General features: G+C 71.3%; 22 protein-coding genes, 1 tRNA gene and 1 pseudogene. 11 read left to right on the top strand and 13 right to left on the bottom strand.

Annotated elements, in window-relative coordinates; genetic code table 11:
- Nucleotides 1–998: 998 nt before the first annotated feature.
- From ACFXKZ_RS23445 to ACFXKZ_RS23425, 5 genes are all read right to left on the bottom strand, one after another.
- A complete protein-coding gene (locus ACFXKZ_RS23445; protein ID WP_380002889.1) occupies nt 999–2,408 on the bottom strand; it encodes a Cys-Gln thioester bond-forming surface protein in 1,410 nt (469 codons plus the stop codon).
- Nucleotides 2,409–2,953: 545 nt separating this feature from the next.
- On the bottom strand, nt 2,954–3,424 hold the full coding sequence (gene ssb / locus ACFXKZ_RS23440; protein WP_380002888.1) for a single-stranded DNA-binding protein: 471 nt from the start codon (nt 3,422–3,424) through the stop codon (nt 2,954–2,956).
- A gap of 131 nt (nt 3,425–3,555) precedes the next feature.
- Nucleotides 3,556–5,220: a GTPase gene (locus tag ACFXKZ_RS23435; RefSeq protein WP_380002887.1), complete on the bottom strand. Its 1,665-nt coding sequence runs from the start codon at nt 5,218–5,220 to the stop codon at nt 3,556–3,558.
- Nucleotides 5,221–5,302: 82 nt separating this feature from the next.
- The gene (locus ACFXKZ_RS23430) at nt 5,303–6,682 is read right to left on the bottom strand and encodes a GTPase (protein WP_380002886.1); all 1,380 of its coding nucleotides are present in this window, start codon (nt 6,680–6,682) and stop codon (nt 5,303–5,305) included.
- Nucleotides 6,683–6,908: 226 nt separating this feature from the next.
- Complete coding sequence (locus tag ACFXKZ_RS23425) at nt 6,909–7,973, bottom strand: Gfo/Idh/MocA family oxidoreductase (RefSeq protein WP_380002885.1); 1,065 nt, start codon at nt 7,971–7,973, stop codon at nt 6,909–6,911.
- 160 nt (nt 7,974–8,133) lie between these two features.
- Here ACFXKZ_RS23425 and ACFXKZ_RS23420 point away from each other — a divergent pair.
- Nucleotides 8,134–8,206: transfer RNA gene (locus ACFXKZ_RS23420), tRNA-Arg, on the top strand.
- Between the two features lie 676 nt (nt 8,207–8,882).
- On the opposite strand, the gene ACFXKZ_RS23415 is transcribed toward ACFXKZ_RS23420, so the two are convergent.
- Both ACFXKZ_RS23415 and ACFXKZ_RS23410 read right to left on the bottom strand, forming a co-directional pair.
- Complete coding sequence (locus ACFXKZ_RS23415; protein ID WP_380002884.1) at nt 8,883–9,668, bottom strand: SDR family oxidoreductase; 786 nt, start codon at nt 9,666–9,668, stop codon at nt 8,883–8,885.
- A gap of 38 nt (nt 9,669–9,706) precedes the next feature.
- Nucleotides 9,707–10,069, bottom strand: a complete 363-nt coding sequence (locus ACFXKZ_RS23410; protein WP_380002883.1) for a nuclear transport factor 2 family protein — start codon at nt 10,067–10,069, stop codon at nt 9,707–9,709.
- Between the two features lie 78 nt (nt 10,070–10,147).
- Between ACFXKZ_RS23410 and ACFXKZ_RS23405 the strand changes: the two genes are divergently transcribed.
- Together ACFXKZ_RS23405 and ACFXKZ_RS23400 are read left to right on the top strand one after the other, a co-directional pair.
- On the top strand, nt 10,148–10,942 hold the full coding sequence (locus ACFXKZ_RS23405) for a MerR family transcriptional regulator (RefSeq protein ID WP_380002882.1): 795 nt from the start codon (nt 10,148–10,150) through the stop codon (nt 10,940–10,942).
- Nucleotides 10,943–10,977: 35 nt separating this feature from the next.
- Nucleotides 10,978–11,241, top strand: a pseudogene (locus ACFXKZ_RS23400) (transposase); the annotation flags it as partial.
- 181 nt (nt 11,242–11,422) lie between these two features.
- Here ACFXKZ_RS23400 and galK read toward each other — a convergent pair.
- From galK to galT, 3 genes are read right to left on the bottom strand one after another with little or no spacing between them, the layout of a single operon-like run.
- Nucleotides 11,423–12,532 carry a galactokinase gene (gene galK, locus ACFXKZ_RS23395; RefSeq protein WP_380002881.1) on the bottom strand — a complete coding sequence of 370 codons (1,110 nt, stop codon included), beginning with the start codon at nt 12,530–12,532 and terminating at the stop codon, nt 11,423–11,425.
- The gene (galE, locus tag ACFXKZ_RS23390; protein ID WP_380003148.1) at nt 12,529–13,494 is read right to left on the bottom strand and encodes a UDP-glucose 4-epimerase GalE; all 966 of its coding nucleotides are present in this window, start codon (nt 13,492–13,494) and stop codon (nt 12,529–12,531) included. Before galE ends, galK begins: the two co-directional genes overlap by 4 nt.
- Nucleotides 13,495–13,499: 5 nt before the next feature.
- Nucleotides 13,500–14,594, bottom strand: a complete 1,095-nt coding sequence (gene galT, locus ACFXKZ_RS23385; RefSeq protein WP_380002880.1) for a galactose-1-phosphate uridylyltransferase — start codon at nt 14,592–14,594, stop codon at nt 13,500–13,502.
- Nucleotides 14,595–14,729: 135 nt separating this feature from the next.
- Here galT and ACFXKZ_RS23380 point away from each other — a divergent pair, with 135 nt between their 5' ends.
- The 7 genes from ACFXKZ_RS23380 to ACFXKZ_RS23350 all read left to right on the top strand — a co-directional run bounded on the left by ACFXKZ_RS23380 (nt 14,730) and on the right by ACFXKZ_RS23350 (nt 20,146).
- The gene (locus ACFXKZ_RS23380) at nt 14,730–15,533 is read left to right on the top strand and encodes a DeoR/GlpR family DNA-binding transcription regulator (protein WP_380002879.1); all 804 of its coding nucleotides are present in this window, start codon (nt 14,730–14,732) and stop codon (nt 15,531–15,533) included.
- 156 nt (nt 15,534–15,689) lie between these two features.
- Nucleotides 15,690–16,043 carry a hypothetical protein gene (locus ACFXKZ_RS23375; protein WP_380002878.1) on the top strand — a complete coding sequence of 118 codons (354 nt, stop codon included), beginning with the start codon at nt 15,690–15,692 and terminating at the stop codon, nt 16,041–16,043.
- Between the two features lie 270 nt (nt 16,044–16,313).
- Nucleotides 16,314–17,516: a helix-turn-helix domain-containing protein gene (locus ACFXKZ_RS23370; protein ID WP_380002877.1), complete on the top strand. Its 1,203-nt coding sequence runs from the start codon at nt 16,314–16,316 to the stop codon at nt 17,514–17,516.
- A gap of 106 nt (nt 17,517–17,622) precedes the next feature.
- Nucleotides 17,623–17,820, top strand: coding sequence for a hypothetical protein (locus ACFXKZ_RS23365; RefSeq protein WP_380002876.1), 198 nt, complete (start codon nt 17,623–17,625; stop codon nt 17,818–17,820).
- Nucleotides 17,821–17,919: 99 nt separating this feature from the next.
- Entirely contained in the window at nt 17,920–18,495 is a 576-nt protein-coding gene (locus tag ACFXKZ_RS23360) for a hypothetical protein (protein WP_380002875.1), read from the top strand.
- A complete protein-coding gene (locus ACFXKZ_RS23355) occupies nt 18,488–18,784 on the top strand; it encodes a hypothetical protein (protein ID WP_380002874.1) in 297 nt (98 codons plus the stop codon). Before ACFXKZ_RS23360 ends, ACFXKZ_RS23355 begins: the two co-directional genes overlap by 8 nt.
- Before the next feature lie 396 nt (nt 18,785–19,180).
- On the top strand, nt 19,181–20,146 hold the full coding sequence (locus ACFXKZ_RS23350; RefSeq protein ID WP_380002873.1) for a pirin family protein: 966 nt from the start codon (nt 19,181–19,183) through the stop codon (nt 20,144–20,146).
- Between the two features lie 98 nt (nt 20,147–20,244).
- Here the strand turns inward: ACFXKZ_RS23350 and ACFXKZ_RS23345 are convergent, their stop codons facing one another.
- Nucleotides 20,245–20,982, bottom strand: a complete 738-nt coding sequence (locus tag ACFXKZ_RS23345; protein ID WP_170222345.1) for a Mut7-C RNAse domain-containing protein — start codon at nt 20,980–20,982, stop codon at nt 20,245–20,247.
- Nucleotides 20,983–21,228: 246 nt separating this feature from the next.
- On the opposite strand from ACFXKZ_RS23345, the gene rpmG reads away from it, so the two are divergent.
- Nucleotides 21,229–21,393: a 50S ribosomal protein L33 gene (rpmG, locus tag ACFXKZ_RS23340; RefSeq protein ID WP_078977190.1), complete on the top strand. Its 165-nt coding sequence runs from the start codon at nt 21,229–21,231 to the stop codon at nt 21,391–21,393.
- Between the two features lie 85 nt (nt 21,394–21,478).
- Here rpmG and ACFXKZ_RS23335 read toward each other — a convergent pair whose 3' ends face one another.
- Nucleotides 21,479–22,459: a hypothetical protein gene (locus tag ACFXKZ_RS23335; RefSeq protein ID WP_380002871.1), complete on the bottom strand. Its 981-nt coding sequence runs from the start codon at nt 22,457–22,459 to the stop codon at nt 21,479–21,481.
- Nucleotides 22,456–24,570, bottom strand: a complete 2,115-nt coding sequence (locus tag ACFXKZ_RS23330) for a hypothetical protein (RefSeq protein WP_380002870.1) — start codon at nt 24,568–24,570, stop codon at nt 22,456–22,458. The genes ACFXKZ_RS23335 and ACFXKZ_RS23330 overlap by 4 nt, the downstream gene beginning before the upstream one ends.
- Nucleotide 24,571: the final 1 nt, after the last annotated feature.

The following is a 24,571-nucleotide window of genomic DNA, read 5'->3' as shown; positions in this document are numbered from 1 at the left end:
CCGACCGAGGGTGGACCGGCCTGCGGCCCGCTTGTCCTCAAGCGCCGGACGGGCTGGTTGCTTGGTTCAGGTGCCGCATGTGCAGTGGCTCAACCGGACTTGTAGCGGGCCGTGCTTGGCGCTGTCGGCTTCGACTTGGCCGAGCGCGCGGTTCGGCCTCGACGGGCGTCGGATCGGGACCTGGCTCGGCACCTACCTTCGACGCGGCTCGACGCGCGGCTTGGACCGATCCGATGCCCGGCGCAGACTCGACTCCGATCCCGACCCCAACCCGCTCGACCCTCGGCCTCGGCTCGGCGCCGCCCGACAACGACCGGCTCGGCGGTCGGCCCGACGCCGTGCCCAACCCGGGCCGACACGGCCGCGACCGACTCGGCGCTCGGGGTCGGCTCCGCAACGGACTCTGCCCGCCCGATACGCGGCTTCGGGCTGTGACCTGCTCGATGTTTGGCTTTGGCTCGACCTCGTGCTCGGAACGAACCGGCCGATGCCGGGCTTCCCTGGCGGTGGGTGCTCGGCTTCGGCCCGGTTCCGTGTCAGGCCGCCACGATCGGTCCGCGCTTCGTGGCCTCGGGCCTGGCTCCGACCGCTGGCTGCTTGGCTGCCGCTCGGGTCGGCGACCGACCTGGGCCGCTTGGCGTTCGGGGCCGGCTCGGGTCCGTGCCCGATCCCGGCCGGCTCTCGACCCCGCCCCGCTGCCGGCGGCTTGGCAGTCGACTTCGGGCCGCCACCCGCCGGCGGGCTACGGCCGCTTGGCGTTCGGGGCCGGCTCGGGTCCGTGCCCGATCCCGGCCGGCTCTTGGACCCGCCCCGCTGCGAGCGGCTTGGTGTGCGGTGGCGGCTTGGGGCCGGCTCGGATCTGCGGGTGGCCCTGGGGGCTTGGGCTTGGTGTGTGTGCGGGTCGGTGGTCGGGGTGTGGCAAGGGGGCGGGCCCCGGCGCGGTTGGGTGCGGCGGGGCCCGGTCCTTGGGGGTGGTGTTATGTGTGGCGGTTCGGCTGTCAGGCGGTGGCGCCGGTCGAGCCCTTGCGACGACGCATGAAGAAGACGAGGCCGCCACCCGCGAGGACGAGCGCACCGGCGCCGCCCAGGATCGCGGGGGTGTTGCTGCCGTCGCTACCGGTCTCGGCGAGGTCCGGGCCCTTCGGGTTCACCGGGGCCGGGGTTCCGCCGGTGGTGCCACCGGTGGTGCCGCCGCCCGTGGTGCCGGCGGTCTCGCAGTCGAGGGTGCCGGTGAACTCCTTGGCGGTCTTGCCGTCGGGGCCCACGATCGTGATCTTGTACGCCTGGTCCTCCTGGACCTTCACGACCTGGTCGTACGACTTGCCCGCCTCGACGGTGGTTTCCTTGCCGTCGAGCTTGAACTTGTACGACTCGTCACCGTTGTTCTTCACGGTGACCTTCACGCCGCCCGCCACGCAGTCCTTGGTGGCGTTGATCTCCGGGAGCGGGCCCTTGCCGGGCTTGCCCCACTTGGCGACCGCGTGGTCCGAGGCCTGCACCTTCTGCTTGTCCGCGACGATCAGCAGCTGGCTGGTCGTCCCGTTGGTGTTGACGCCCTGGAAGACCCGACCGGCCTGCACGGTCGACTCGCCGGAGACCTCGAAGGTCTGGCTGCCTTCCTTGGTGGCACCCGCGGGGTTCACGTAGAGCTTGTCGCCGTTGCCGACCTTGGTGACCGGCTTGCCGTCGGCGTCCACCAGTACGGGCTTGCCGTCGGTGTCACCCGCGGTGAGCTTCGCGTTGATCGACTTGCCCTCGGCGTTGGTCTTGACCTCGAACGGGCCGATGCCGGGCTTGTCGGTGATCTTGCCGGTCTTCTCGCCCGGGTTGAGCGAGAGCGAGACGGGCGGTTCGGTGACGTCGCCCTTGTTGGCGTCGCCGACCAGGTACTTGTACAGCTTGACGACGTCGGCGTCGTTCTTCTTGTTGCCCTCGTCCAGGTTCTGGCCGTCGGTGAAGTGCCAGATGGCGGCCTGCGTGGCAGCCGCGGCCTCACCCTCGGTCAGCTCCGGGCTCTTGATCGTCGTACGAACGTTGGCCAGGTCGACGGTCGGGAAGGAGTTGAGCAGGACCCACTTGACCTTGGCCTTGTCGGCCTTGGTCCCGAAGGACGTCTCCTTCCAGTTCGACTCGTCGTACTTCGCGCCGTCGTACACCTTGGTGTGGAAGTCGATGCAGTAGGTGCGGAGGATCTTTCCGTCCACCTGGAGCTTCAGGATCGACGCTCGCTGGGCGCCATCCTTGCCCTTCAGGAAGATGTCCGCACCGACATCGCCGCCCTGATAGACGCCCTTGGCGCCCTCCGCGTTGGCCGCACCCGCGAAACCGATCACGCCGGCCGCCGCCAGGCCCGTCGCCACGACCATGGCCGACAGGCGGGTGGCCGTCCGTCCCGGTGTACGGAACATGTGGTGGTCCCCTCGAAAAATGTATGCCGAATCTCGCGCGGCGCATCGTTCCCCCGAGCACGGCGCGAGTAAAGAACCGTTGAATGGTATGAGCCGGTGGGCCACCCCCCGCGACCCGGGGTAGCAATTTGTTTCACGTTCTTTACCTCGGGAGAAGATCCGACTCGAGGAAGGTAATTCGAATATCGCCGAGTCGACAAGTCCTCGGCGGGAATAGCAGCTCATTGCGGTCGGCAAGCCGCATAGCCGCTGATCAGGGCGATCTTGCTCACTATTGATTTTTCAAGGTGCACAACCGTGCGAAACGGTCTTTTGGTGATCAATACCTTGCCTCGGGCGTATTCACCCCCACGTTCCGACGCTTTCCGACCTCACCGCCGTGTCGGTTGCCTCGATTGCGGCGATTGGCCCGTTTCGATATGCATTGTACCGACGGCGCGGTCGTCACAATTCTGTTTCAGATTCGTCCCGAAAACCGACCGGAATTATCTCGGCTATCGCCAATGAATGGCTTTCCCGAACATGCGGCCATGTCGTGCATCAATTCATGCCGCCTCCTCTTCGCGTTCGGGACTGCTCCCCATCCCGATCGCGAGGACGCCCTGGTCGACCGTCGCTCCGGCCGCGACGTCATCCGCCACGAGCGCCAGTCGGGCCGGTCGGGCCACCCGGCGGAACTCCGCGACCCCTCGGGCGAGGTCGTGTCCCACCGAGGAGGCGTCGATCTCGGTGACCGTCAACCACCGTCCCTCCCGCTCCCACTCGCGCACCCGCAGCCGCCCGGTGACCACGAGCGGGTCGCCCTTGTCGATCGAACTCGTCACGTTCTCGGCCAGCGCACGAAAGCACGCGATCGTGTAGAAGGACGCGTCCCCCGACACCCACTGGCCGCTGTCCCGGTCGAAGCGCCGCGGCGACACCGCCATCCGAAACCGCGCGAGCGGCACACCGGCCTGGGTCATCTGCACCCGGACCTCGCTCGCGGCATTGCCGACCACCGTCACGTACGTGTCCACGCTTGCCTCCCTGGGTCACCGGCGTGCACCGCGACATCGCCGTCCGCACTCGACGATGCGGCATGCGGCGGTGGGGAGGCCGGGGACCAGGACGGGGTGTGGACAACTCGGCGCCTGTGGACAACGACGCGTCACTCACGTGGGTGACCACCCACCCGCCCGACCCCCTCCCGCGCAGCCACGAACTCCGCGCACGCCTCCCGATACCGCACCACCTCCGCCTCCCCCGGCCCCACCACCACCCGATCCGCCACATCCGCCACCCGCGCCCGCAACGCGGCCTCCACCGCCGCCACCCGCCGCCCCGCCGCACCCACCGCCACCCGCCACCCGCACCACGCCCCCGAGGCCCCCACCACCAGTCCCGCGAACGCCGCCCACGCCGCCACCGGAAGCCCGAGCCACCGCGCCACCGGCACCCCCGTCGCCGCCAACCCGATCCCGAGCAGCCCGGCGATCATCGCGACCACCCCGACCCACCACGCACCCGCCGCCACCCGCGCCCCCCGAGTCGGCGGCGGCGCCTTCGGCACGGCCCCGACCAGCGCCGCGTCCACCTCGTCCGGCAACACCCGCAACCCCTCGGCCAACGCCCGATGCACCCCGCCCACCCACACCGCCGGCATCCCCCGACTCAGCGTCGCCCCGGCCCGCCGGATCGCCTGCTCGGCCCGATGTACCTGCACCGGCTCGACCCGCGCCACCGGCCGCCGCGCCCGACGCCACAACGACGCCCGCGCGGTCCGTACCCGCTCCCCCTCGGCCGCCGCCACCACGCCCACCCCGGCCGCATCGCACAAATCGCCCACCAGCACGTCCCGATCCGCCGCGGCGAACACCTCCACGCCCGGCACCACGCCGGCGAAGTACGGCTCCAGCCGCTCGGTCAACGCGTCCAGATCCGCGCTCAGCCGAGCCACCGACGCCTCGCCGCTCCCCGACACACCGGCCACCACCCGGCGCAGCTCGGCGATCCCAAGCCCGGTCTCCGGCGAGGTCGCCAACACCCGCACCTCGGCGAGCCCGTCGGCCGCGAGCAACGCCCGGACATCGGTCAGACACGCCGCGAGATCCCCGACGGGCAACCGGTCCGCGTGGTTGAGCACGACCGTCATGCAGTGCGCGTGGTGTCGGAGCACCCGGAGATAGCGGTCGTGCAGGAGCGCGTCGGCATACTTCTGCGGATCGAGTACCCACACGATGTAATCCGCGACCGCCACCAACGCGTCCACCTCCGCCCGGTGCGCGAGGTCGATCGAGTCGTGGTCCGGCAGGTCGAGCAGAATCAACCCGGCGGGCATCCCGCCGCCGCGCCGAGCGCCCTGCGAGCCGTGGCGGCCGTGCGCGGGCTCCGCCCCACCACCGTGCCACGCGTCCAACACCCCGTGCCGCGCCACCCGACACCCCGGCTCGATCCCGAGCAGATCGAGCAGCGGCGCCGCCCCGTCGGGATCCCACGCGCACGCGAGCGTGGTCCGGGTCGTCGGCCGACGCACCCCGGTATCCGCCAGGCGCAACCCCGTAAGCACATTGAACAGCGACGACTTCCCCCCACCGGTGGCCCCCGCGAGCGCCACCACGGTGTGCCGCCCGGCCGTGGCGAGCCGCGTCTCGGCATGCCCGAGCAGGTCCTCGGCGGCGGCGAGTTCGGCTCCGGGAAGCCGGTCCCGGGCCAGCCGCACCGCCCGGTCCAACGCGGCCGACCGCGCCGCCGGCCGGGCCGATTCCTCCGTCTCGCTCACGTGCCGGGCCCGGCGCACGGCGAACCGATCGAGGTACTCCCCACCCGCCGTCATCGGCCCGGCCGAACCACGCCGGCGGCTCGCCCGACCCGGCGCCCACGCCCAGCCGCCCCGATCGACGCCGCGGCGCCGCCCCTCACGCGCTCCTCCGCACCAGATCCAGCGCCTCGATCAACCCGACGTCGGCCCGTCCCGGCACCACCGCCACCGCCGCCACCCGCCGTCCCCGTTCCGCGTCCAGCGCCGCCGCGAGCTCGGCGCGCAGGCCCCGACGGACGTCCAGGATCAACCGCGCCGCCGACTCGGCCCCGATCCGGGTCCCGAGCAGCCCCGCCGCATCGCGCCCGATGCCCGGCCCCATCCCCGGACCGCCCACCGCCGCGATCAGCGCGAGCTGTTCCCCCGCACCGGGCCAGACCACGGGGCCGGGCCGAAGCCGAGGCGCCCCGTCGTACGGCACACACCCCGACGCACGCTCGGCCCCCCGCGCGAACGCGTCCGCCAACAGCGCGTCCAGGCCCTCCCGAACCGCTCCCGCCGCCCCGTCCGCGTCCCCCTCATGCCACCGAACGCCCGCCGCCCCGCGCACCAACGAGCCGTCGTCCAGCGCCCGCAACGCCCACCGCGCCGTCGCCGCATAGGCCCGATCCACACAGTCGCGCGTACGTCCCGCCGCCTCGTACTGCCGCTCCACAGCCTGCGCCAACGGCGGCACCCGCCGGTCCAGGCTGTGCAACAACCCGCCGAGCGTGCGCCGCACCACGGCGGCCCGCGCGTCCGGATCGGCGCCGCGCTCGGCGAGCCAGGTACGAATCGGCACCACATTGCGCTCGGGCAGCCCGGCCCCCGGCTCGACCTCGACGACCGGGTACAGCGGTACATCGCCGAGCCCGGCCTGCCGCAACAACCGCACGAAGTCGGCCCGGAGCAGGTCCGCCGGCTCCGCCGGCACCCGGTTCAGCACGATCGCAAGTCGCGTGTTCCGATCCCGCGCGAGCCGAAGCAGATGCCACGGCGCGGCGTCCGCGTACCGCGCCGCGGACGTGACGAACACCCACAGGTCGGCGGCGCCGAGCAGGCGCACCGCGACCCGGCGGTTGTCGGCGGATACCGAGTCGATGTCGGGCACGTCGAGCAGCGCCAGCCCGGGCGGCACCCGCTCGTCCAGGCGCAGTTCGATGGCGGTGTCCGCGGCGAACCAGTGCCGGTCCCGGGATCGGCAGACCAGGACCGGCACGCGCGTGGTCGGCCGTACCGAACCGACCTCCGTGAGCGCCCGCCCGACCAGCGCGTTCACCAGCGTGGACCGGCCCGCCCCGGTGGAACCGCCGACCACCGCGAGCAACGGCGCACGCGGCACCGCGAGGCGCGGCAGCACGTAGTCGTCGAGCTGTTCGATCAACTCGCGACGGGCCAGCCGCGCCTGCACGGCACCGGGCAGGTCGAGTGGGAAGCACGTCGCCACAACCCGATCGCGCAGGTCGGCGATGGCTGCGGACAGGGTGTCGCTTCCCATGATCACCACGGGCGCCCAATGCCCGAATTATCCACATTCCCAACGTGCGGTCGGCACTACCCCACAGGGGTCACCCGGTCGGCATCACGCGGGCCGTCCGCCGGCGTCACGCCGGCGGCCCGTCGACACCACGCCGGCCACGTGGTCGGCATGACACCGGCCATCCGTCGGCGTCACGTCGCTCCTCCACCGGCACCACACCGCCACGCAGTCGGCATCGCGACGCTCACTTGGTCGGCAACACCACGGTCGCCCCATCGGCGGAGGACCGCTGCGCCGCCTCGATCACCTCGATCACGGTGAGCGCCTCCGACAGCGGCACCGGCGGCCCGCTCTCCTCACGCACCGTCGCCGCGAACATGGCGTAGTAGTCCTGGTAGGCGCCCGGTTCGGTCTCCACCGGCACGGTGTCGCCGGGCGTACCGAGCCTGCCCCACGCACTCTCCGGCTCTGTCCCCCACCCGGGCGTACCCACCGCCGCACTCCCGCCCCGCAACAACTCCTCCTGCGGATCCATCCCGAACTTCACATACGACGCCTTCGACCCGAGCACCCGAAATCGCGGCCCGAGATCGGCCGCCGCCGCGCTCATCCACAGGTGCGAGCGCACCCCACCCTCGTGGGTGAGCGCCACGAAGCTGTCGTCGTCCACGACCGCCCCGTCCCGCCGCGTGTCCAGTTCGGCGTACACGTGCGTGGGCCGCCCGAACAGCGACACGGCCTGGTCGATCAGGTGGGTGCCGAGGTCGTACAGGATCCCGCCGAGCGCCGCCGGGTCGGCCTGCTCCTTCCAGCCCGAGGTACGCACCTGCGGCCGCCACCGCTCGAACCGCGACTCGAACCGGTACACGTCGCCGAGCCGCCCCTCTTCGACGAGGCGCCGCACGGTCCGGAAATCACCGTCGAACCGCCGGTTCTGGTACACCCCGAGCCGCCGCTCGCACCGCACCGCGGTCTCGCACAGCGCCTGCCCCTCCGCGAAGGTGCCCGCGAACGGCTTGTCGACGACCACGTGCAACCCGGCCTCCAGCGCCCGGGTGGCCAGCGGCGCATGGAACCGGTTCGGCACGGTGATCACCACGAGGTCGAAGTCACCCGCGCGAGCGAACATCTCGTCGGTCGTCCCGATCACCTCGGCCCGCGGATACCGCGCCCGCACCTCGTCCTGCCGAGCCGGATTCCCGGTCACCACGGCGGCGAGTTCCAGCCCCTCGACGGCCGCCAGGACCGGCGCGTGGAAGGCCGAACCCCCCACGCCGTATCCGACAAGTACAGTCCTGATGGGACCCACTGCGCCTCCCGCTGTCCGTTTCGGCCCTTCCCTGATCACATTCTGGCCGCCAACTGCGTCTGATCAGGTAACGGTGACCGCCGGAACGCCGGTGAGGCATGCACACGGCCCTATTCTGTTGTGCCGCGACCGGATCCGGTGCAAGATCCTGATTCGCCCAGCCCTCGTAGCTCAGTGGACAGAGCAGGTGCCTTCTAAGCACTTGGTCGCAGGTTCGAGTCCTGCCGGGGGCACAGCCACGCCGCCGTCCGCCGCCCGCACCCCCGGGCGGCGTCCGTGCAGGTCACAGCACGTCTCGCCCAGACATGACGAAGGGCCGGACGCCCACCGAGTGAATCGGCGGAGGTCCGGCTCTCTCCGCCTGTCTCCACCTGTCTCCGTCTGTCACCGGCTTTCTACGGGTAGCCACGTTGAATACGCGACGAAGTCCGTCAGGGCAGCGTGAGCGCCGCCTCGATTCGCTTATGCAGATCCGTTTCGTGTCCAGAGATGCACAGAGCGTAGACGGCGAGCAGAACAGCAATGCTGTCCCCTGCCCCCGCCGCCACCTGCGCGGGCGGCACCCCCTGCATTCAGCCACTCGGCGAGACAGTAGAAGGCCTCATCCTCTTTGGTGTGGATGTGCGGGACGTTGCCGTGGTCGGGCTCGATGAGACCGTCCATGAAGGCGAGTGCGCCATCGGTCTGCTCGCCAGTCAGAGCGCTCGACACGTGAACTGGTAGCGTCCGGTCCGTTTCAAGCCGCGCGGCGCCATCTTGGCGACCGGGCAAGCGTCCGAAGCGCGGAGATGGCGTCATCGACGCGCTTCTCGGGGTTTCAGCAGCGTCTGAGAGTTCTCCTTGCGAAGGAGGGGGTTCCGCCGTCGGATCGAGCTGTTCGCGAGTGGCTATTCGGAGCCGGTGCCTTGCTCAGACGGTTCGGACAGTGCCGCCGTCAATGACGTACTCCGCGCCCACAATGGATGAGGCTCGGTCCGAGACAAGGAAGCCGACCAGGTCCGCAACCTCTTCCGTCGTTGCGAACCTTCCGAGTGGAACCCCTCCGAGGGAATCCATCAGCTTCTGCTTCGCCTGCTCGCGGGTCAGTCCGTTGCCCTCGGCGAGCTGGTCGATGAAGCCCTCATACGCTCCGGTCCGAATCCCCCCGGGGCTGACAGCGTTTACTCGCACTCCTCGTGGCGCCATTTCGTTCGCAAGACCCTTGCTGTACGTACGCAACGCACCCTTCGCTGACGCGTACGGCAACGTCGCGTCGTGCAACGGCATCTGACGCTGGATCGACGTGACGTGGACAACTACTCCTGATCCGGCCTCCGCCATTGCCGGCAGCAGCGCTCGATCCAGTCGGACAGCTCCCAAGAAGTTCAGGTTGAGTTCCGCCAGCCAATGCTCCTCAGTCGCTGCCGCGAACCCGCCAGGCGGGGTTGACGACCCTCCGACAACGTGCACCAGGATGTCCAGCGCACCTTTCTCAGAGATCTTGGACACCACAACTTCTACACCGCCCACCGTGGAAGTGTCCGCCTCGATGAATCGGTCGGGGCGCTCGTAGCCGCCGGGCATCGTGCGCGCCGTGGTCCACACGTCGGCACCCATCTCTCGCAGTCTCGCTACGACGGCCTTGCCCGAGCCCTTCGAACCGCCCGTGACCAGCGCCCGTCGACCGTCGAGACGATCGCGATCCGAACCAGACATTCTTCTCTCCACTGAAGATCGAGGTGGTGCGGATTCGGTCAAGCTGGGTGGTTGGCGATGACGAGCTCGGCGACGAGGCCGTTCCGCAACGCGAACCGGTAGTCGAGCTCGGCGACGCCCCCCGGGAAGGTGCCCTCGAGCCGCACGGTCACCACCCAGTGGGCGTCATCGACGCGGTGAGCGCCGATCTGCTCGGTCGTGTACTCGAACTCGGACCCGGCGTCCCGCAGGAACGCGTAGGTCTCCTCTCGGCCGCGGAAGGTCTCGTCCTGGTCGACGATCACCGCATCCTCGGCGAGGAGCGACGAGGCGGTGTCGGCGTCGCGGACGACGTGGGCGGCGAAGAACTCGCGCACGGTGGCCGGGAGCAGATCGGACGGGAGATCGGTGTGCTGTGTCATGAGCCCACCGTGTGACCTCACGGCGCGGGAGGGTCAAGCCTTGGACTCTCCCCCAGGGGGAGTGTTTAGAGTGACGGGATGTTGACCATCGGGGAGTTCTCGCGGCTGACCCACTTGAGCGTCCGGACCCTGCGCCGGTATCACGAGGCGGCCCTGCTGGAACCTGCCGTGGTGGACGAGACCACCGGTTACCGCTACTACCGCGTCGACCAGATCCCGACCGCGCAGGTCATCCACCGGCTCCGCGAGCTCGACGTCCCCCTGAGCGATGTGCAGCAGATCCTGCGGACCCCCGACCCCGGTGTCCGCGCGGCCCTGGTCACAGACCACCTGCAACGCCTCGAGGACGCACTCGACCGCACCCGGGCCGCGGTCGTGTCGCTGCGCCGCCTGCTCCGGCCCGACCCCGCGCCGATCGACGTCGAGCTGCGTGCAGAGCCCGCCCGGACGGTCGCGGCCGTAGAGGCCGTAGTCGGGCATGGCGACATCGCGACCTGGTACGCAGGCGCGATGGCCGAATTGGAGGCGGCCGTCGGCGCCACCGTGACCGGACCGCCGGGCGGCAGCTACGACAACGCCCTTTTCGAGCAGGAGCGCGGTCACGCGGTCGTCTACCTGCCGACCGCTGCACCACCTCGCACCGGACGCGTGCACCCCATGACTCTGCCGGCCGCGGAACTGGCCGTCACCACCCACATCGGCGAGCACGACGACATCGAGGTCACGTACGGCGAACTCGGGACCTGGGTGGTGGAGAACGCGATGTCGGTGGCCGGGCCGGTGCGGGAGGTGTACGTTGTCGGCCCTCGTGACACAAGCGATCCCGCTGCATGGCGCACCGAGATCGGCTGGCCAATCTTTCGTGTCACCTGAAGCGGTCGGTGCGGTGCGGAGTCTTGGAACGATAGGACACCGCCCCCACGTGGAAGCGAACCTACGGCCACCACCCGCTGATGGGATTCGTCGACCACGGACCGGGCGGCACGGGTGAACCGGTCGCGGCCCTGCTCAGACCAGGCAACGCGGGATCGAACACGGCCACCGACCACATCACCGCCGCTCAACTGGCCTTGGCCCAGCTGCCGAAGAAGTACCGGCGTGGGCGCCGGACGCTGATCCGGACCGACTCTGCGGGCGGCACCCACGACTTCGTCGCCTGGCTCGCTCAGCGGGGACGGAGAGCCGCCCAGGTTCGCACCGCGCTACGGGCGACCGGTAGTCGGCGTGCGGTGACAGAACGTGCGCCGGCGGGTGCGCCCGGTGGGCGGCGTTTCCGTCGGTGGGATGGCGTCACCGACGGCCGGCGGCCACTCGACCGAGGTCGGATGGCCGCCCGCGCCGTGTAGCCGTTGGTCAGCGTTCTCGGCGGGCTCCTGCCGAGGGGACTGCCTGGAAGAAGCGTGGGGGCGTGAAAGAGTGGGCCGCGAAGGCCTTCTCGATCGCCGTTGTCACCTCGGCGCAGCGGGTCTCGTCGACCAGGGCGATCGCCGAGCCGCCGAAGCCGCCGCCGACCAGCCTGGCGCCGAGGGCACCTTCGGCGAGGGCGGTGTCGACCGCCGTGTCCAGTTCGGGGCACGAGATCGTGTAGTCGTCGCGCATCGACGCATGCGACGCGGTCAACTCCGGGCCGATCGCCCGGACATCGCCGTTGCGCAGGGCCTCGACCACACGCAGCACGCGCTCGTTCTCGGTGAGCACGTGGCGCACCCGGCGGCGCAGCGGGCCGTCGGGCAGTGCGGCGAGGGCCGCGTCCGGGTCGGTCACCTCGCGCAGCGACGGCACGCCGAGCAGCGCCGCCGCCTCCTCGCACGAGGCGCGGCGCTCCGCGTACCCGCCGTCCACCAGCGCGTGCCGGGCCCGGGTGTCGACGACGAGCAGGCGCAGGCCCGCGCCCGCGCAGTCGAACGGGACGTGGGTGCCCGTCAGGTCGCGGCAGTCCAGGAAGTACGCGTGGCCCTCGACGCAGCCGAGCGAGGCCATCTGGTCCAGCATGCCCACCGGCACGCCGACGAAGTCGGTCTCCACGCGCTGCGCGATCCGGGCCAACTCGACCCGGTCCAGTCCCAGTTCGTACAGGTCGTCGAAGGCGAGCGCGACCGCGCAGGACAGCGCCGCCGACGAGGACAGGCCCGCCCCCACCGGCACGTCGCTGTCGATCCGGATGTCCGCGCCGCCGATGTCGTACCCGGCCGCCCGCATCGCCCACACCACGCCCGCCGGATACGCCGTCCACCCGGACAGCGCGCCGGGTGCCAGGTCGGCGACCGCGAGGTCGACCGATTCGCTCCCGGCGTGGGTGGACGCGAGTCGCAGCCGGCCGTCGGCACGCCGGCCGACGAACGCGCGCGCGGTGTGCGGGATCGCGATCGGCAGCACGAACCCGTTGTTGTAGTCGGTGTGTTCGCCGATCACATTGACCCGACCCGGGGCCGCCCAGACCCCCTCGACGACGAACTCGCTCACCGACCGGCCTCACCCTCGCGCAGGAAGGACCACGCGTCCGCCACGATGTCCTCCAGGGAGGTGCGTGTGGGCCGCCAGCCGAGCAGTTCGCGCGCCCGGTCGGCGGAGGCGACCAGTACCGGCGGATCGCCCGCCCGGCGCGGCGCTTCGTGCGTGGGCACCGCGCAGCCGGTGACCACCCGTACCGCGTCCACCACGTCGCGGACCGAGAAGCCGGTTCCGTTCCCGAGGTTGCACACCAGGTGTCCGCTCGCCGCGCCGCCCTCGGCGGTGGCGTCCAGCGCGAGCAGGTGCGCGTCGGCCAGGTCGGCGACGTGGATGTAGTCGCGCACACAAGTACCGTCGGGCGTCGGGTAGTCGGTGCCGTACAGCGCGACCGAGCCGCGCGTGCCGTGCGGTACCTGGAGCGCCAGCGGGATCAGGTGGGTTTCGGTGGTGTGCCGCTCCCCGTAACGCCCGTACGCGCCCGCCACGTTGAAGTAGCGCAGGCTCACCGCGCGCAGGCCGTAGGCGCCGCAATACGACGCGATCAGCTGATCGACCGCCGCCTTCGAGGCGCCGTAGGGGTTCGTCGGCGCACTCGGCGCGTCCTCGGTGATCGGCGACACCTCCGGGGCGCCGTAGACCGCCGCGGTGGAGGAGAACACGAAGCGGTCGATCCCGTGCGTGCGCAGCGCGTCGAGCAGCGCGAGCGAGCCGCCGACGTTGTTGTGCCAATACTTCCCCGGGTGCGTGACCGACTCGCCGACCAGGGACGAGGCGGCGAAGTGCAGGACCGCGTCGAAGGAGGCGTCGAGGTGCCCGGCGGCGTCCTGGACCCGGCCCCGGACGAACTCCGCCTTCTCCGGCACCGCGTCGCGATGCCCCGTGGACAGGTCGTCGAGCACCACCACGTCGTGCCCGGCCTCGACCAGGTGGGCGGCGACCACGCTGCCCACGTAGCCCGCGCCGCCGGTGACCATGAGCCTCATTCGCCGACCTCCCGCAGTCGCGCCGCCGCCGTCTCCGGCGGTACGTCGCTGATGAACACGCCCATCCCCGATTCGCTTCCGGCAAGGTACTTCAGCTTGCCCGGCGCCCGGCGGATCGAGAAAAGCTCCAGGTGCAGCGCGAAGTCGACCCGCCCGGAGCGCACCGGCGCCTGCTGCCACGCGGCGATGTACGGCGCGGGCTCGCCGTCGAAGAGGCGGTCGAAGCGGCGCAGCAGGTCCAGGTACATCCCGCCGAACGCGGCGCGCGCGTCCTCGTCCAGGGCGAGCAGGTCGGGCACGCGCCGGTTCGGGTACAGGTGCACCTCGTACGGCCAGCGCGCGGCGGCCGGGACGAACGCCGTCCAGTGCACGTTCTCCGCGACGATCCGGGCCCCGTCGGCGCGCTCGGCGGCGACCACGTCCTCGAACAGGTTGCGGCCGGTGCGGTGCCGATGCGCGGCGGTGGAGGCGATCATGGCGGCCGTACGCGGGGTGACGAACGGGTAGGCGTAGATCTGTCCGTGCGAGTGCGGCAGCGTGACGCCGATCTCCCGGCCCCGGTTCTCGAAGCAGTACACCTGCTCCACGCCGGGCAGCGCGGACAACTCGGCGGTGCGGTCGGTCCACGCGTCGAGCACCAGGCGGGCCCGCTCGGGGGTGAGGTCCTTGAACGAGGCGTCGTGCTCGGGGGTGAAGCACATCACCTCGCAGCGCCCGCCCGACGGCCGGCGCGGGAACGGGTCGTCGGCCCACCCCGGCGCGAGCGGTTCGCGCTCGGCGCCGCCGCCGGACATCGACGGGAAGCGGTTCTCGAAGACCACGACCTCGTAATCGGCCTCGGGCACCTCGGTGGCCCGCTCGGGCGTGGACGGACACAGCGGACACGCGTCGGCGGCGGGCAGGTGGGTCCGGGTCTGCCGGTGCGAGGCGACCACGACCCACTCGTCGAGGAGTCGGTCGTAGCGCATCTCGGAGCCGCTGACCACGGGGGCGAGGTCGCGCGTGTCGACGGCGGCGCGAACCCCCTCGTCCCGCGTGTCGTAGTAGACGATCTCGCGACCGTCGGCCAGGACGGCCTGCGTCTTCTTCATGCCTTCATTTTGCGAAGCTTTCCAAATCTTGTCAATTAGAAAGCTTTGGCAGGCTTGATGCTTGCCGATAGCCGGTCGAACCCGCCCTCACCTGCGGTTTGACAAGTTTCGGAAGGTGTCCGCAAGATGCTGCCCATGCCTGACGACGACACCGACGGTCTGCCCGCCGAAGGCCGCCGCGCCCGGATGGCCGCCACGATCGCGGATCGCGGCTTCGCCAAGGTCACCGACCTGGCCGAGGCGTTCGGCATCTCGCGCGTCACGGTCCGGGCCGATCTGGAGGTACTGGAGCGCCAGGGTCGGGTACGCCGGGTGCGCGGCGGGGCGATGTTCACCGGTCGCGATCCGCGCGTCGAGCCGTCCTTCGAGGAGGCGCTGACCTCGGCCTCGCCCGCGAAGACGCTGATCGGACGGGCGGCGGCGGCGCTGGTGTCGCCGTCGGAAAGCGTGGTGCTGGACGTCGGCACCACCACCACCTTCGTGGCACGCGCCCTGGTGGACCGCGAGGACCTGCGCGACCTGGTGGTCTTCACCAACGGGCTGACCATCGCGCTGGAGTTGGAGCGGGCGATCCCGCGATTCTCCGTCGTGGTCACCGGCGGCACGCTGCGACCGCTCCAGCACTCGCTGATCAACCCGCTCGGCGACCACATCCTGGAGCGGATCCACGCCGACACGGTCTTCCTCGGCTGCAACGGCGTGCACCCGACGGGCGGCATCACCAATGTGAACCTGCCCGAGGCCGAGGCGAAACGCGCGATGTTGCGGGCGGCGGGGCGCCGGGTCGTGGTCGCCGACGGCTCGAAGCTGGGCCGGACCGAACTCGCCGAGGTGTGCCCGCTGGCGGACATCGACCTGCTGATCACGAGCGGCCCGGCGGACCCGGACGCGCTCGACGCGTTGCGTGATGCGGGGCTGGAGATCTTGGTGGCGGAGTAGGGGCGGGTCAGCCGTCGCTGGGGGAACTCCTCACGGCCACGCCCGACTTCGCGCTTGGTCGTCGCCCGCGCGGCCGATGTGTCGTCCGTGCGGCCGTCGCCGAAGTGAGTATCTGTACGGATGTTCGACCCGACCCCGCCACCTAGCGTGAGCCGCATGACCTACATGCCTCCCGCCCCCGACGGTGGCGAGCACGGATTCGCTCGCGCGATGACGTTCGTCGGCGGCCTGTTCGCGTTCGTCGTGGTCGCGATGACCGACCTGTTCGTGCTGCTCGGACTGGGCGGCGGCACCGAATCCTGCGGCGACCAGGCCTGCCGTGACTGGTACGACACGAGGCTGCCCTGGGTCTTCGGCATGTTCGTACTGTCCTTCATCGTCGCCTTCCTCGCCCTGGTCCTCCCACCCCACCCCCGCCGCCGCTACGCGGTGGGAATCCCGTTGGCCCTGCTGGCCATCGCCCTCCAGGCCACCGGCTTCCTCCTATGCCAAAACGGCCCGGCCGCCTGACGATCCCCGGACCGACACGGCCTACCCGCCGGCCTCGACGGGACCAGGGCGAGACGAGCGGCGAGGCCGCGGTCGTGGCTCTTGGTACGGGGTGTACCCGATCGGGCACGGGCGGGCAAAAGCTGCGCGCGAGGCGGGGGTTCGCGGGCTTTGAGGGGAGCGTCGGGTGCCGTCGGAACGTTGGCGAAGCGGCGATGTGCACAGATTGTGTGCCTCGTGGACACGTTCCGGACGTACTCTGCGGAGGACGACGATCCGGGGAGCAGGCACATGGACGACAGCGTCGGTCAGCGCATCATCACCGCTCGCCGTGTGCGGCGTCTGACGCAGCAGGAACTCGCCGACAAGGCGGGGATCTCGCGGAGTTACCTCCAGAAGTTGGAGACCGGCTCCCGGCCGACATCGCACTCCGTGCTCGTCAAGCTCGCCCGCACGATGCGTGTCGAGGTCTCCCGGCTGACCGGCCAGCCCTACGACACCGACCCGGGGCCCGAAGATCAACTGGTGCACGGGGTCATTCCCGAGCTGCGACGGGTGATGCTCTGCTACCGGGATCCGTCGCCGTCGCCGCTGCTGCCTGCGCGCGAGTTCGAAGAGCTGTATGTCGCGGTGGAAGAGGTCAATCGCCATCGCCGGGCCGCGAGTTACGCCCGGGTCGCACCGGCGCTCCCGGGGCTCCTGACCGAACTCGGGGCGCTCGCCCTGGCGGAAACGCCGGGATCGTTGGCGTCGCGCGAGGCGTACGGGCTGCTGGCTCAGGTGTATCGAGGCGTGAACTCGCTTGCCCACAAGCTCGGGTATCTCGACCTCTCGACGGCTGCCCTCGAACGCGTCGAGTGGGCCGCTCGTCTCTCCGACGACCCGCTACTGGTGGCCACCGCACGCTACTTGCTCGCGGGCGCGATGCTTCGCGAAGGCGCGTACGCTCCGGCACGGCGAGTGCTCGAACAACTGGAGCGCGACTTGGTCGACATCGAGAGCCGGGACGCTCGGGGCCTGTTCGGCGCGGTGCTGCTGAAGCGGGTCATGGTCCAGGCCCGCAGCGGCGACGTCTCGGCGATGAGGTCCGACCTGGACCAAGCCGCCGAGGTTGCCGCTCGGCTCGGCGGTGGGGACGCGGTGTTCTACGAGACGGCGTTCGGGACAGCTCAGGTTGGCATCTACCGGGCTGCGGCGGCGATCGAGATCGGCGATTACGACACGGCGGTTCGCGACGGCAGCGCGCTCGTGCTGCCCGACGACATGCCCGCCGAGCGGTCGTCGCATCACCACATCGACCAGGCGCATGCCCGACTGGTGGCGGGCGACCGAGGCGGCGCCTGGGAATCGCTCCGTACCGCTCGCCGGATCGCACCGCTGCACACGCGCAAGCACCCGCGCACCCGGGACACCGTCGGCACCCTGCTCCGTCTGGAACGGGCCGACGACGAAAGTCGTTTGGGGTTCGCCCGCTGGGCGGGCGTAGCCATCTGACCCATCCTCGGCGAGGGGCAATGCGCACATTTTGTGTGCATTGCCCCTCGTTTCGTGCGCCACGCTGAGTACTGCCGACAGCACCCGGATCACGGGAGGAATTGTGGTGCTTCACCGCGAGCGCACGGCCCTGATCGTCGACTGCGAACCCGGGTCGCCTCGGCCCGTCCTGTTGCGGCCGATCGACCAGGCGACCCCGGTCATCAGGCTCACCCGCACCGAGGCGCAGCAGTTGATCGACGACACCGCCAACCTGCTGGACCTGCTGGAGGCGGCGTCCGACGCGAGCGGCGCATCGACGTAACTCCGTCGCGTTCCATCCCCCGGTGTGGTGTCCCGACGGCGGCGTCGTTCTCGTTCCGCACCGACCCCACCTCTGTCCACCTACCTCACGGAGCGTCTTGTGTCCGAAGTCGAGCCGGCCGCTGTGGTCGTCACTCTTCCCGCCTGGTCGGTCACCCTCGAACGGGTCGGTGGGTCCGGGCCCTGGCGGCTCGATGTGTTTGCCTCCGGCTACCACGCTTCCGACGGGTGGCCGGATCGGGCGGTCTGTCACCTCGCGGATGCCGACGTGTCCGCTCTCGCCGTGACCTTGCTGCGGCCGCCGCATGCGGAGGAGCCGGCTCGGGGGCGGGCTCGGCTGGTGCGGGACGGGTTCGGGTTGTTGCTGCGGTTGCTGGTCGCGCCGGTCCGGGACGAGGCCGGGCTGATCGCGCATGTCCAGGAGCATCACCGCGTCGGACTGCTGGACGACATCGCGCGGACGCGGCCCGATCTGATCCCGACCACGACACCGCCCGAGCCGCGCCTGTGCCTCGACCCCCTCCCGGACACTGGACTCACCCTCGATCAGGCCACCCGACTGCACGAACGCATCGGCCGATGGCTCGACAGCGAAGGAATCCGCGCAGCCTTCGCGGACCGCCTCGTCCGCCGCCGCGTCTTTGCCCTCACGACCGACGGCCGACCGCATGAATGACAACCCCCAACCGGACAGGCGCGCCCGCGACCGCCTGACCCGCGCGCTCCGCATCCGCGCCGCCCATCGCGGCATTCAGGACCGCCTCGAACCCCGCACCGCCGCACACGCCCTCGCCCGGGAGATATACGAAGAAGCCGACACCCGCGTAACCCACGCCCTCCACACCGCATGGCAAGCCGGCGTCACCGACGTCGAACTCGCCCACCTCCTGGGCGTATCGACCCGCAGTGTGCGCCGCCTGCTCAGGACCGACCCAACGCCAGGCCGCCCGGACGCCGGGCGGTGACGACACATCGGCGGCTTCGTCGGGCCGCGAGCAGGGGCCGAGATTCCCAGCTGTGCGGCGCATGGGCAGGCTCGGGCCGCGGTGTGCGGGGTACCGGTGTACATGTTGCCGATTGCCACGTAGTCGGCCGGCGTGAAATCGGCGGGGAGCCGGCCCTACCCGATGCCGGCGGCGTCGAGGGTGTGCCGGACGGAGCACGGGCCGAGGGCAAGTTCGAGCGGGCCGCCGCCGAGCGTGCCCGGTGCGGCGGCTTCCCCGGCGAGCCGGAGTGAGTGCTCCGTCGTGACCGCCGCAACCGCCTGCGCGAGCCGGCGGGATCATCCGTTTTCCGCCGGGCCCGGACCGAACGGTTGCCCACGCGCCCCGTCCTCTTCCGCCGCCGCGTACCGTGACGGCATGAGCAACCTCGATACCCGACCGACCCTGACCACGTGCGGTGGCCGGGCCGACGTGTCGGGCGAACCCGTGCGCGAACTGCTGAAGTCGCGCGATGTACTGCTGGGCGAGAACCACATGGTCCGTCGCCTGCTGCCGAGCCTGGGTCGGCGGATGATCGGCGCCTGGTGCTTCGTGGACCACTACGGGCCCGACGACATCGCCGATCAGCCCGGCATGCAGGTCCCGCCGCACCCGCACCTGGGCCTGCAGACGGTGAGCTGGCTGCGCGAGGGCACCGTGCTGCACCGGGACAGCCTGGGCAGTCTGGCCACCGTACGGCCCGGCGAATTGGGGCTGATGACGTCCGGACGGGCCATCTCGCACTCCGAGGAGTCGCCGAAGGAGCACGCCCGACTGCTGCACGGGGCCCAGCTGTGGGTCGCGCTGCCGGACGCGCACCGGCACGTGGACCCGAGCTTCGAGCACCACACCGAACTCCCGCAGGCCACCGGCGGCGGCCTGACCGCCACGGTGATCATGGGTACGCTGGACGGCGCGACCTCGCCCGGCACCGCCTACACCCCGCTGGTCGGGGCGGATCTGACGCTGGCGCCGGGCACGGACGTACGGCCGCCGCTGGAGCCGGACTTCGAGTACGCGGTGATGTCCATGTCGGGCGAGGCCGAGGTGGACGGCGTGCCGCTGACGCCCGGCGGGCTGCTGTACCTCGGCTGCGGGCGCACCTCGTTGGCCATCCGCTCCACCAACGGCGCGGACCTGATGTTGCTCGGCGGCGAGCCGTTCGCCGAGGAGATCGTGATGTGGTGGAACTTCGTGGCGCGCACCGGCGAGGAGATCGCGACGGCGCGCACCGCCTGGGAGAACGGCTCGGACTTCGGCACCGTCACCGGCTACGCGGCGCCCCGGATGCACGCACCGGAGCTGCCGTCCGTACCGCTGCGGGCCCGGGGACGCGTGCGCTAGCGGTATCGATCACGACCGGCCGGCCCACGCTGCACCGCACCGTGGGCCGGCCGTACGCCGACCGGGCCGACTCTCGGCCCGGTCGGCAACGGCGCCACTCAGCGAATACCCGCCGCCGTCCGCCGCGCCGCCTCCACGATCTCGTCCAGGTGGCCGCCGTGCGCCCCGTGCCAGTACACCCGGTCGCACGCCCGGCACCGGGCGAACGCGTCGACCTTGTCCAGCGTGCCCGCCTCGACCTCGGACTCGACCTCCTCGCGGGTGGCCGCACGCAGCTCGCCGTTGCACGCCGTACAGCGTGTCCAGGGCGCGAGCGGCAACGCGAACCGGCGGAGCAGGTCGTCGAGTTGGGCGTCGGCGCGGATCCCGTACACGTACGCCCCGAACCACAGGTTCTTGCGCCGCAGCAGCCCGCGGTCCTGGGTGAGCAGCACCCGGCGTTCGGCGTTGGCCTGGATCACCAGGGTCGGGTCGTCGCAGTCGTTGTGGTACGCGGTGTCGATCCCGACCAGCCGCATCCGGCGGGCCAGCGCGCCCAGATGCACGTCGAGCAGGAAGCGCGGTGCCTCGTCGGCGAATTCCGGAATCGCCTGCGGGCGCCGGATCGGCAGCACGTCGACCACCTCACCGCCCACTGGCCGATATCCCGACGCCACCTCGCGGCCGTCCACGAGCAGTCCGCCCACCTCGGGCAGCGGCGGGCCGACCGATTCGACCAGGTGTCCGAGCGTCGAATCCCCGTCGGCGGGGGCGGTCACCGGCAGTCCGCGCAGGCGCGGCGGCAGGAACTGTTGCAATTCGGCGGGGATCTGAAGCAGCACGTCCGATCGGTTCACCGGGCAAGCATCGCACCGCCGACACCCACCGCGCCCGTGGTTTCCGAGCACCCCCGGCACCCTCCCCGGCACCCCCCGCCACCCCGCCGCGCCCGGCCGCCGGACCGCCGGGCCGCCCGACGAGCGCCGGGGAATACCGAGGTCACCCGCATTGGGCCGACCGGGCATCGGGTCGTGGAATAACCGGGTGCCCGTCCGCATTGAAGCACCCGTCGGGACAAACTTCGAAAACTCCGGGAGGCGTCCATGGCTCGCAGTGAGCTTCGTCCGATCGTGAAGCTTCGGTCCACCGCCGGGACCGGATTCACCTACGTGACCCGAAAGAACCGGCGCAACGATCCGGACCGGATGACGCTGCGCAAGTACGACCCGGCCGCCGGAAAGCACGTGCTGTTCCGCGAAGAGCGATAAGCACCCGGATTTCGGGCCGAAATCGAAAGGGCCACCCACTCGTATCGAGCGGGTGGCCCTTCGACCGCCCCCATTCGACCACCCCCTACGCAGGCAACTCGTCCGCGTCGTCCCCCACCAGGTCGTGCCACCAGCCGAGTTCGCGCAGCACCGCCATCCCGCGCGGCCCGGACGCGGCGAGGCCGGATACGAGCGCCTTGCGCAGCTGATTCCGCTCGAAGTCGTCGGCGTCCCCGAGCAGCGCGAGCAGTTCGCCGGCCGGCGTGCGGGGCGCGGCCGAACCGGCAGACGTACCGGGCGCACCGGACACACCAGGTGCCCCGGGCGCACCATTGACACCCCGCATCATCCCCCGATCGTCCAAATGGTCCACCACGGCCTTGATCTGATCGGGGAATCGGGTCAACCAATAAGCGATCAACGCCTCCGGCCCCTCCCGAATCAGCCCCCGGTGAAACTCCATCCGCATCAGGGTCAGCCGCTGCCGCTCCTTTTCCAGCGAAATCGCCGCCCGCGCCCGGTCCAACTCCCCGCGAACATCGGCCGATATCGGGTCCGCCTGCAGGAGCGCCCCCACCGGTCGATAACCGAGCCCGTATTCCGCGAGCACGATCGTGTGCGACAACGCGACATCGACCGCGTCCTGCCACCGCGCCTCATCCACATCGGCCGCACCATCCGCACCATCCGCACCGCCCGCACCCGCCAGCGCCCCGCGAATCCGCTTCTCCACATCGCGATACACGAACGCCCCGGCATCCACCGCCCGATGCCGGGCGACCGCCCTCGGATCGTGCACCCACCAGCGCAGCTGTACCTCGACCCGCCCGGCCCGTTCCTCCGTCGCACCGACCCGCACCTCGAACGTACGCACCTCGGCGAACTCGCGGACGGTGACCCACCACAGCTCGGCCGCCCCGCGTATCTCCGCGAAGGTCGGCGCCGGCCCCGCGCTCGCCGGCACCGCAAGCACCCGCCGCGCACGCCGGCCCAGGCGATACCGGAGGTAGGCGCCCAGGCGCGATCCGCCGACGGGGCGGACCAGGGACACGGGTTCGTCGATCATGCGCGAGTACCCCCGTTCGGCCCGAGGATCGGCTCCTCGAACGCCCGGATCGCCGGTTCGAGCACCCCGATGTCGATCACCTCGCCGTTCGGCAACCCCTCGTAGGCGAGCCGGGTCAGGTCGAAGGCGAGTCGTTCCAACCCGTGGTCGCGCCCCGGACCGAACAGCCGCGTCAGGCCCTCCCGCAGCACCGAGGCGCGGGTCGGATCACCCGCCCCGGCCCCGAGCAGCCGCGTGAACAACCGGGCCACGACGGCATATCCGTCCCGATCCGTGACCGCGTTCCGGACCACCGCCAGGAACCGGTCGTCGGCCGGCGACCCGCCCGCCCCCTCGTCGAGCACGAGGTGCGCGGCCAACTCGGCCGCGGCGGCGGCCTCTTCCCAGTCCTCCACCCGCTCCAGCACCGATTCGGCGCGGATGCCCTCCCGACACAGCGCCGCGATGCCGTCCCGGGCCGCCTCGGCCACCGCCCGGTCCCCGGTCCGGGCCAGGCGCAGCAGACCGGTCAGGGTCGGGCCGGGATAGACGGAGGCGAGGCCGGGGTAGGCGCGGGCGGCCATCAGGCGCAGCCCCGGGTGGGTGGTGTCCCGGCTCCACGCCTCCACCAGGTGCCGTACCTGGGTGGCCACCACCGCGTCCTGGGCCGCCGCCTTCAGGGCCGACACCGCCATCGTGCGCCGGGCGCCGGTTCGGGCCCAGCGGTGGATCGGAGCCAGCGGCCGATGCCCCCGACCCCCGGCCATGAACGCGCCCGCGGCCCGGGCCGCGACCCGGTGGACGTCGGCCGGCTGCCGGGGGGTGGCGGCCAACCACTCGACCAGCGGGTCGCGCAGGTCGGGGTAGACGTCCCAGACGTGCTCGCGGACCGACGCCGCCCAGCGCGGCCGGTTGAAGCGCACCACGTCCAGCCGGTAGCGGGCCCCGTCCCGGGTGGCGTCGGCAGCGACCGCGGTCGCGTCGATCAGGTCCAGGCGCGCGGACCGGGACTGCGGCGGCCACCCGTCGGCCGACGCGGCGGCGGCGGTCGGCAGATGCTCGGCCAGCATCGCGCGCAGCGCTGCGGCCCGCTCGGCGACGATGCCGTAGTCGTGCCCCTCGAACACCGCGGCGGCGATCATCAACGCCCAGTCGGCACAGGCCGGATGGGCCCGCAACCAGCCGGCCACCGCCGCGTGCTCACAATCGCGCAGCGCGTTCAGCACCTGCGTCCTGGTGAACCTGCCGTCGGCGAAGCCGGCCAGTTCGGCGGCGATCCTCGCGGCCCGTGCGGGCCGGCCGCCGTCGGCGCGCACCAGTTCGGCGATGTCCTCGTCCACCAGGTCCAGATGCCGGCGCTCCCAGCCCGGCCCCAGGCGGTCGGTGAGGTGGCTGTGCAGCACCTGGACCGGATCGGGTCGCGCGCACGGTACGTGCCAGGGCGCCCAGACGCCGAGCATCGGTGCGCCGACGACCGCCGTGGCGACCAGGACGCTGCCGCGTTCGACCAGGCGGCGGCGCAGCAGTTCCAGGTCGTCGCGGGTGTAGCCGGCGAGCGCGTCGGCGCCGATGGAGTCGACCACATAGCCCCGGCCGCGCTGGATCCGACGGGTGGTCAGGTCTTCCTCGGGGTCGAGCGCGATCACGCTCTCCACGTGCTGATCCTGCATCAGGTGCAGGGCCAGTGTGCGTTTTCCGGATCGGGCCTCGCCGGTGAGCAGGATCAGCTGCCGGGACATCATGCCCTGGGCGCGCAGATAGCCCTTGGGCGGCACGAACGTACGCCGGACCAGGTCGCTCTCCTCCGCCCAGATCGGTCCCTCGCGGGCCTGGCGCGGCCGGTGCGGCGCGGCGGGGGGCGAGCCCGCGCCGAAGTGGTGCCGGCCGGTTTCGTCGGGGGTGACGATCACCGTCGCGGCCGACTCGGCAGGCCCGAACTCCTCGTCGGACCACGCCCCGTCGGCCGGCCCGGGGTCGGCCTGCGACACCGGCGTGCGGGCCCCGCCGCGGGGTTCGCTCGGTGCGTCGACGCCCTCGGGGGCGAACGGGTCGAGCGAGTCGAACGGATCAAGCGCGTCGAACGGATCGAGCGAGTCGACCGGGTCGAGCGGTCGCTCCTCGGGGTGGGTCATC

It is taken from the genome of Embleya sp. NPDC059237, from assembly GCF_042754105.1.
Taxonomy (GTDB): Bacteria; Actinomycetota; Actinomycetes; order Streptomycetales; family Streptomycetaceae; genus Embleya.
Note: the sequence above shows the minus strand (reverse complement) of the source record. Positions and strands in the feature narration are given on the sequence as shown.

Excerpts from the sequence above, each read along its gene's own strand:
- ACFXKZ_RS23335 (WP_380002871.1), bottom strand. The coding sequence starts at position 22,459 with ATGATCGACGAACCCGTGTCCCTGGTCCGCCCCGTCGGCGGATCGCGC.
- ACFXKZ_RS23405 (WP_380002882.1), top strand. The coding sequence starts at position 10,148 with ATGTTGACCATCGGGGAGTTCTCGCGGCTGACCCACTTGAGCGTCCGG.
- rpmG (WP_078977190.1), top strand. The coding sequence starts at position 21,229 with ATGGCTCGCAGTGAGCTTCGTCCGATCGTGAAGCTTCGGTCCACCGCC.
- ACFXKZ_RS23445 (WP_380002889.1), bottom strand. The coding sequence starts at position 2,408 with ATGTTCCGTACACCGGGACGGACGGCCACCCGCCTGTCGGCCATGGTC.
- ACFXKZ_RS23330 (WP_380002870.1), bottom strand. The coding sequence starts at position 24,570 with ATGACCCACCCCGAGGAGCGACCGCTCGACCCGGTCGACTCGCTCGAT.
- galE (WP_380003148.1), bottom strand. The coding sequence starts at position 13,494 with ATGGTCACCGGCGGCGCGGGCTACGTGGGCAGCGTGGTCGCCGCCCAC.
- ACFXKZ_RS23370 (WP_380002877.1), top strand. The coding sequence starts at position 16,314 with ATGGACGACAGCGTCGGTCAGCGCATCATCACCGCTCGCCGTGTGCGG.
- ACFXKZ_RS23350 (WP_380002873.1), top strand. The coding sequence starts at position 19,181 with ATGAGCAACCTCGATACCCGACCGACCCTGACCACGTGCGGTGGCCGG.
- ACFXKZ_RS23415 (WP_380002884.1), bottom strand. The coding sequence starts at position 9,668 with ATGTCTGGTTCGGATCGCGATCGTCTCGACGGTCGACGGGCGCTGGTC.
- ACFXKZ_RS23380 (WP_380002879.1), top strand. The coding sequence starts at position 14,730 with ATGCCTGACGACGACACCGACGGTCTGCCCGCCGAAGGCCGCCGCGCC.
- ACFXKZ_RS23355 (WP_380002874.1), top strand. The coding sequence starts at position 18,488 with ATGAATGACAACCCCCAACCGGACAGGCGCGCCCGCGACCGCCTGACC.
- ACFXKZ_RS23430 (WP_380002886.1), bottom strand. The coding sequence starts at position 6,682 with ATGGGAAGCGACACCCTGTCCGCAGCCATCGCCGACCTGCGCGATCGG.
- ACFXKZ_RS23435 (WP_380002887.1), bottom strand. The coding sequence starts at position 5,220 with ATGACGGCGGGTGGGGAGTACCTCGATCGGTTCGCCGTGCGCCGGGCC.
- galT (WP_380002880.1), bottom strand. The coding sequence starts at position 14,594 with ATGAAGAAGACGCAGGCCGTCCTGGCCGACGGTCGCGAGATCGTCTAC.
- ACFXKZ_RS23375 (WP_380002878.1), top strand. The coding sequence starts at position 15,690 with ATGACCTACATGCCTCCCGCCCCCGACGGTGGCGAGCACGGATTCGCT.
- ACFXKZ_RS23410 (WP_380002883.1), bottom strand. The coding sequence starts at position 10,069 with ATGACACAGCACACCGATCTCCCGTCCGATCTGCTCCCGGCCACCGTG.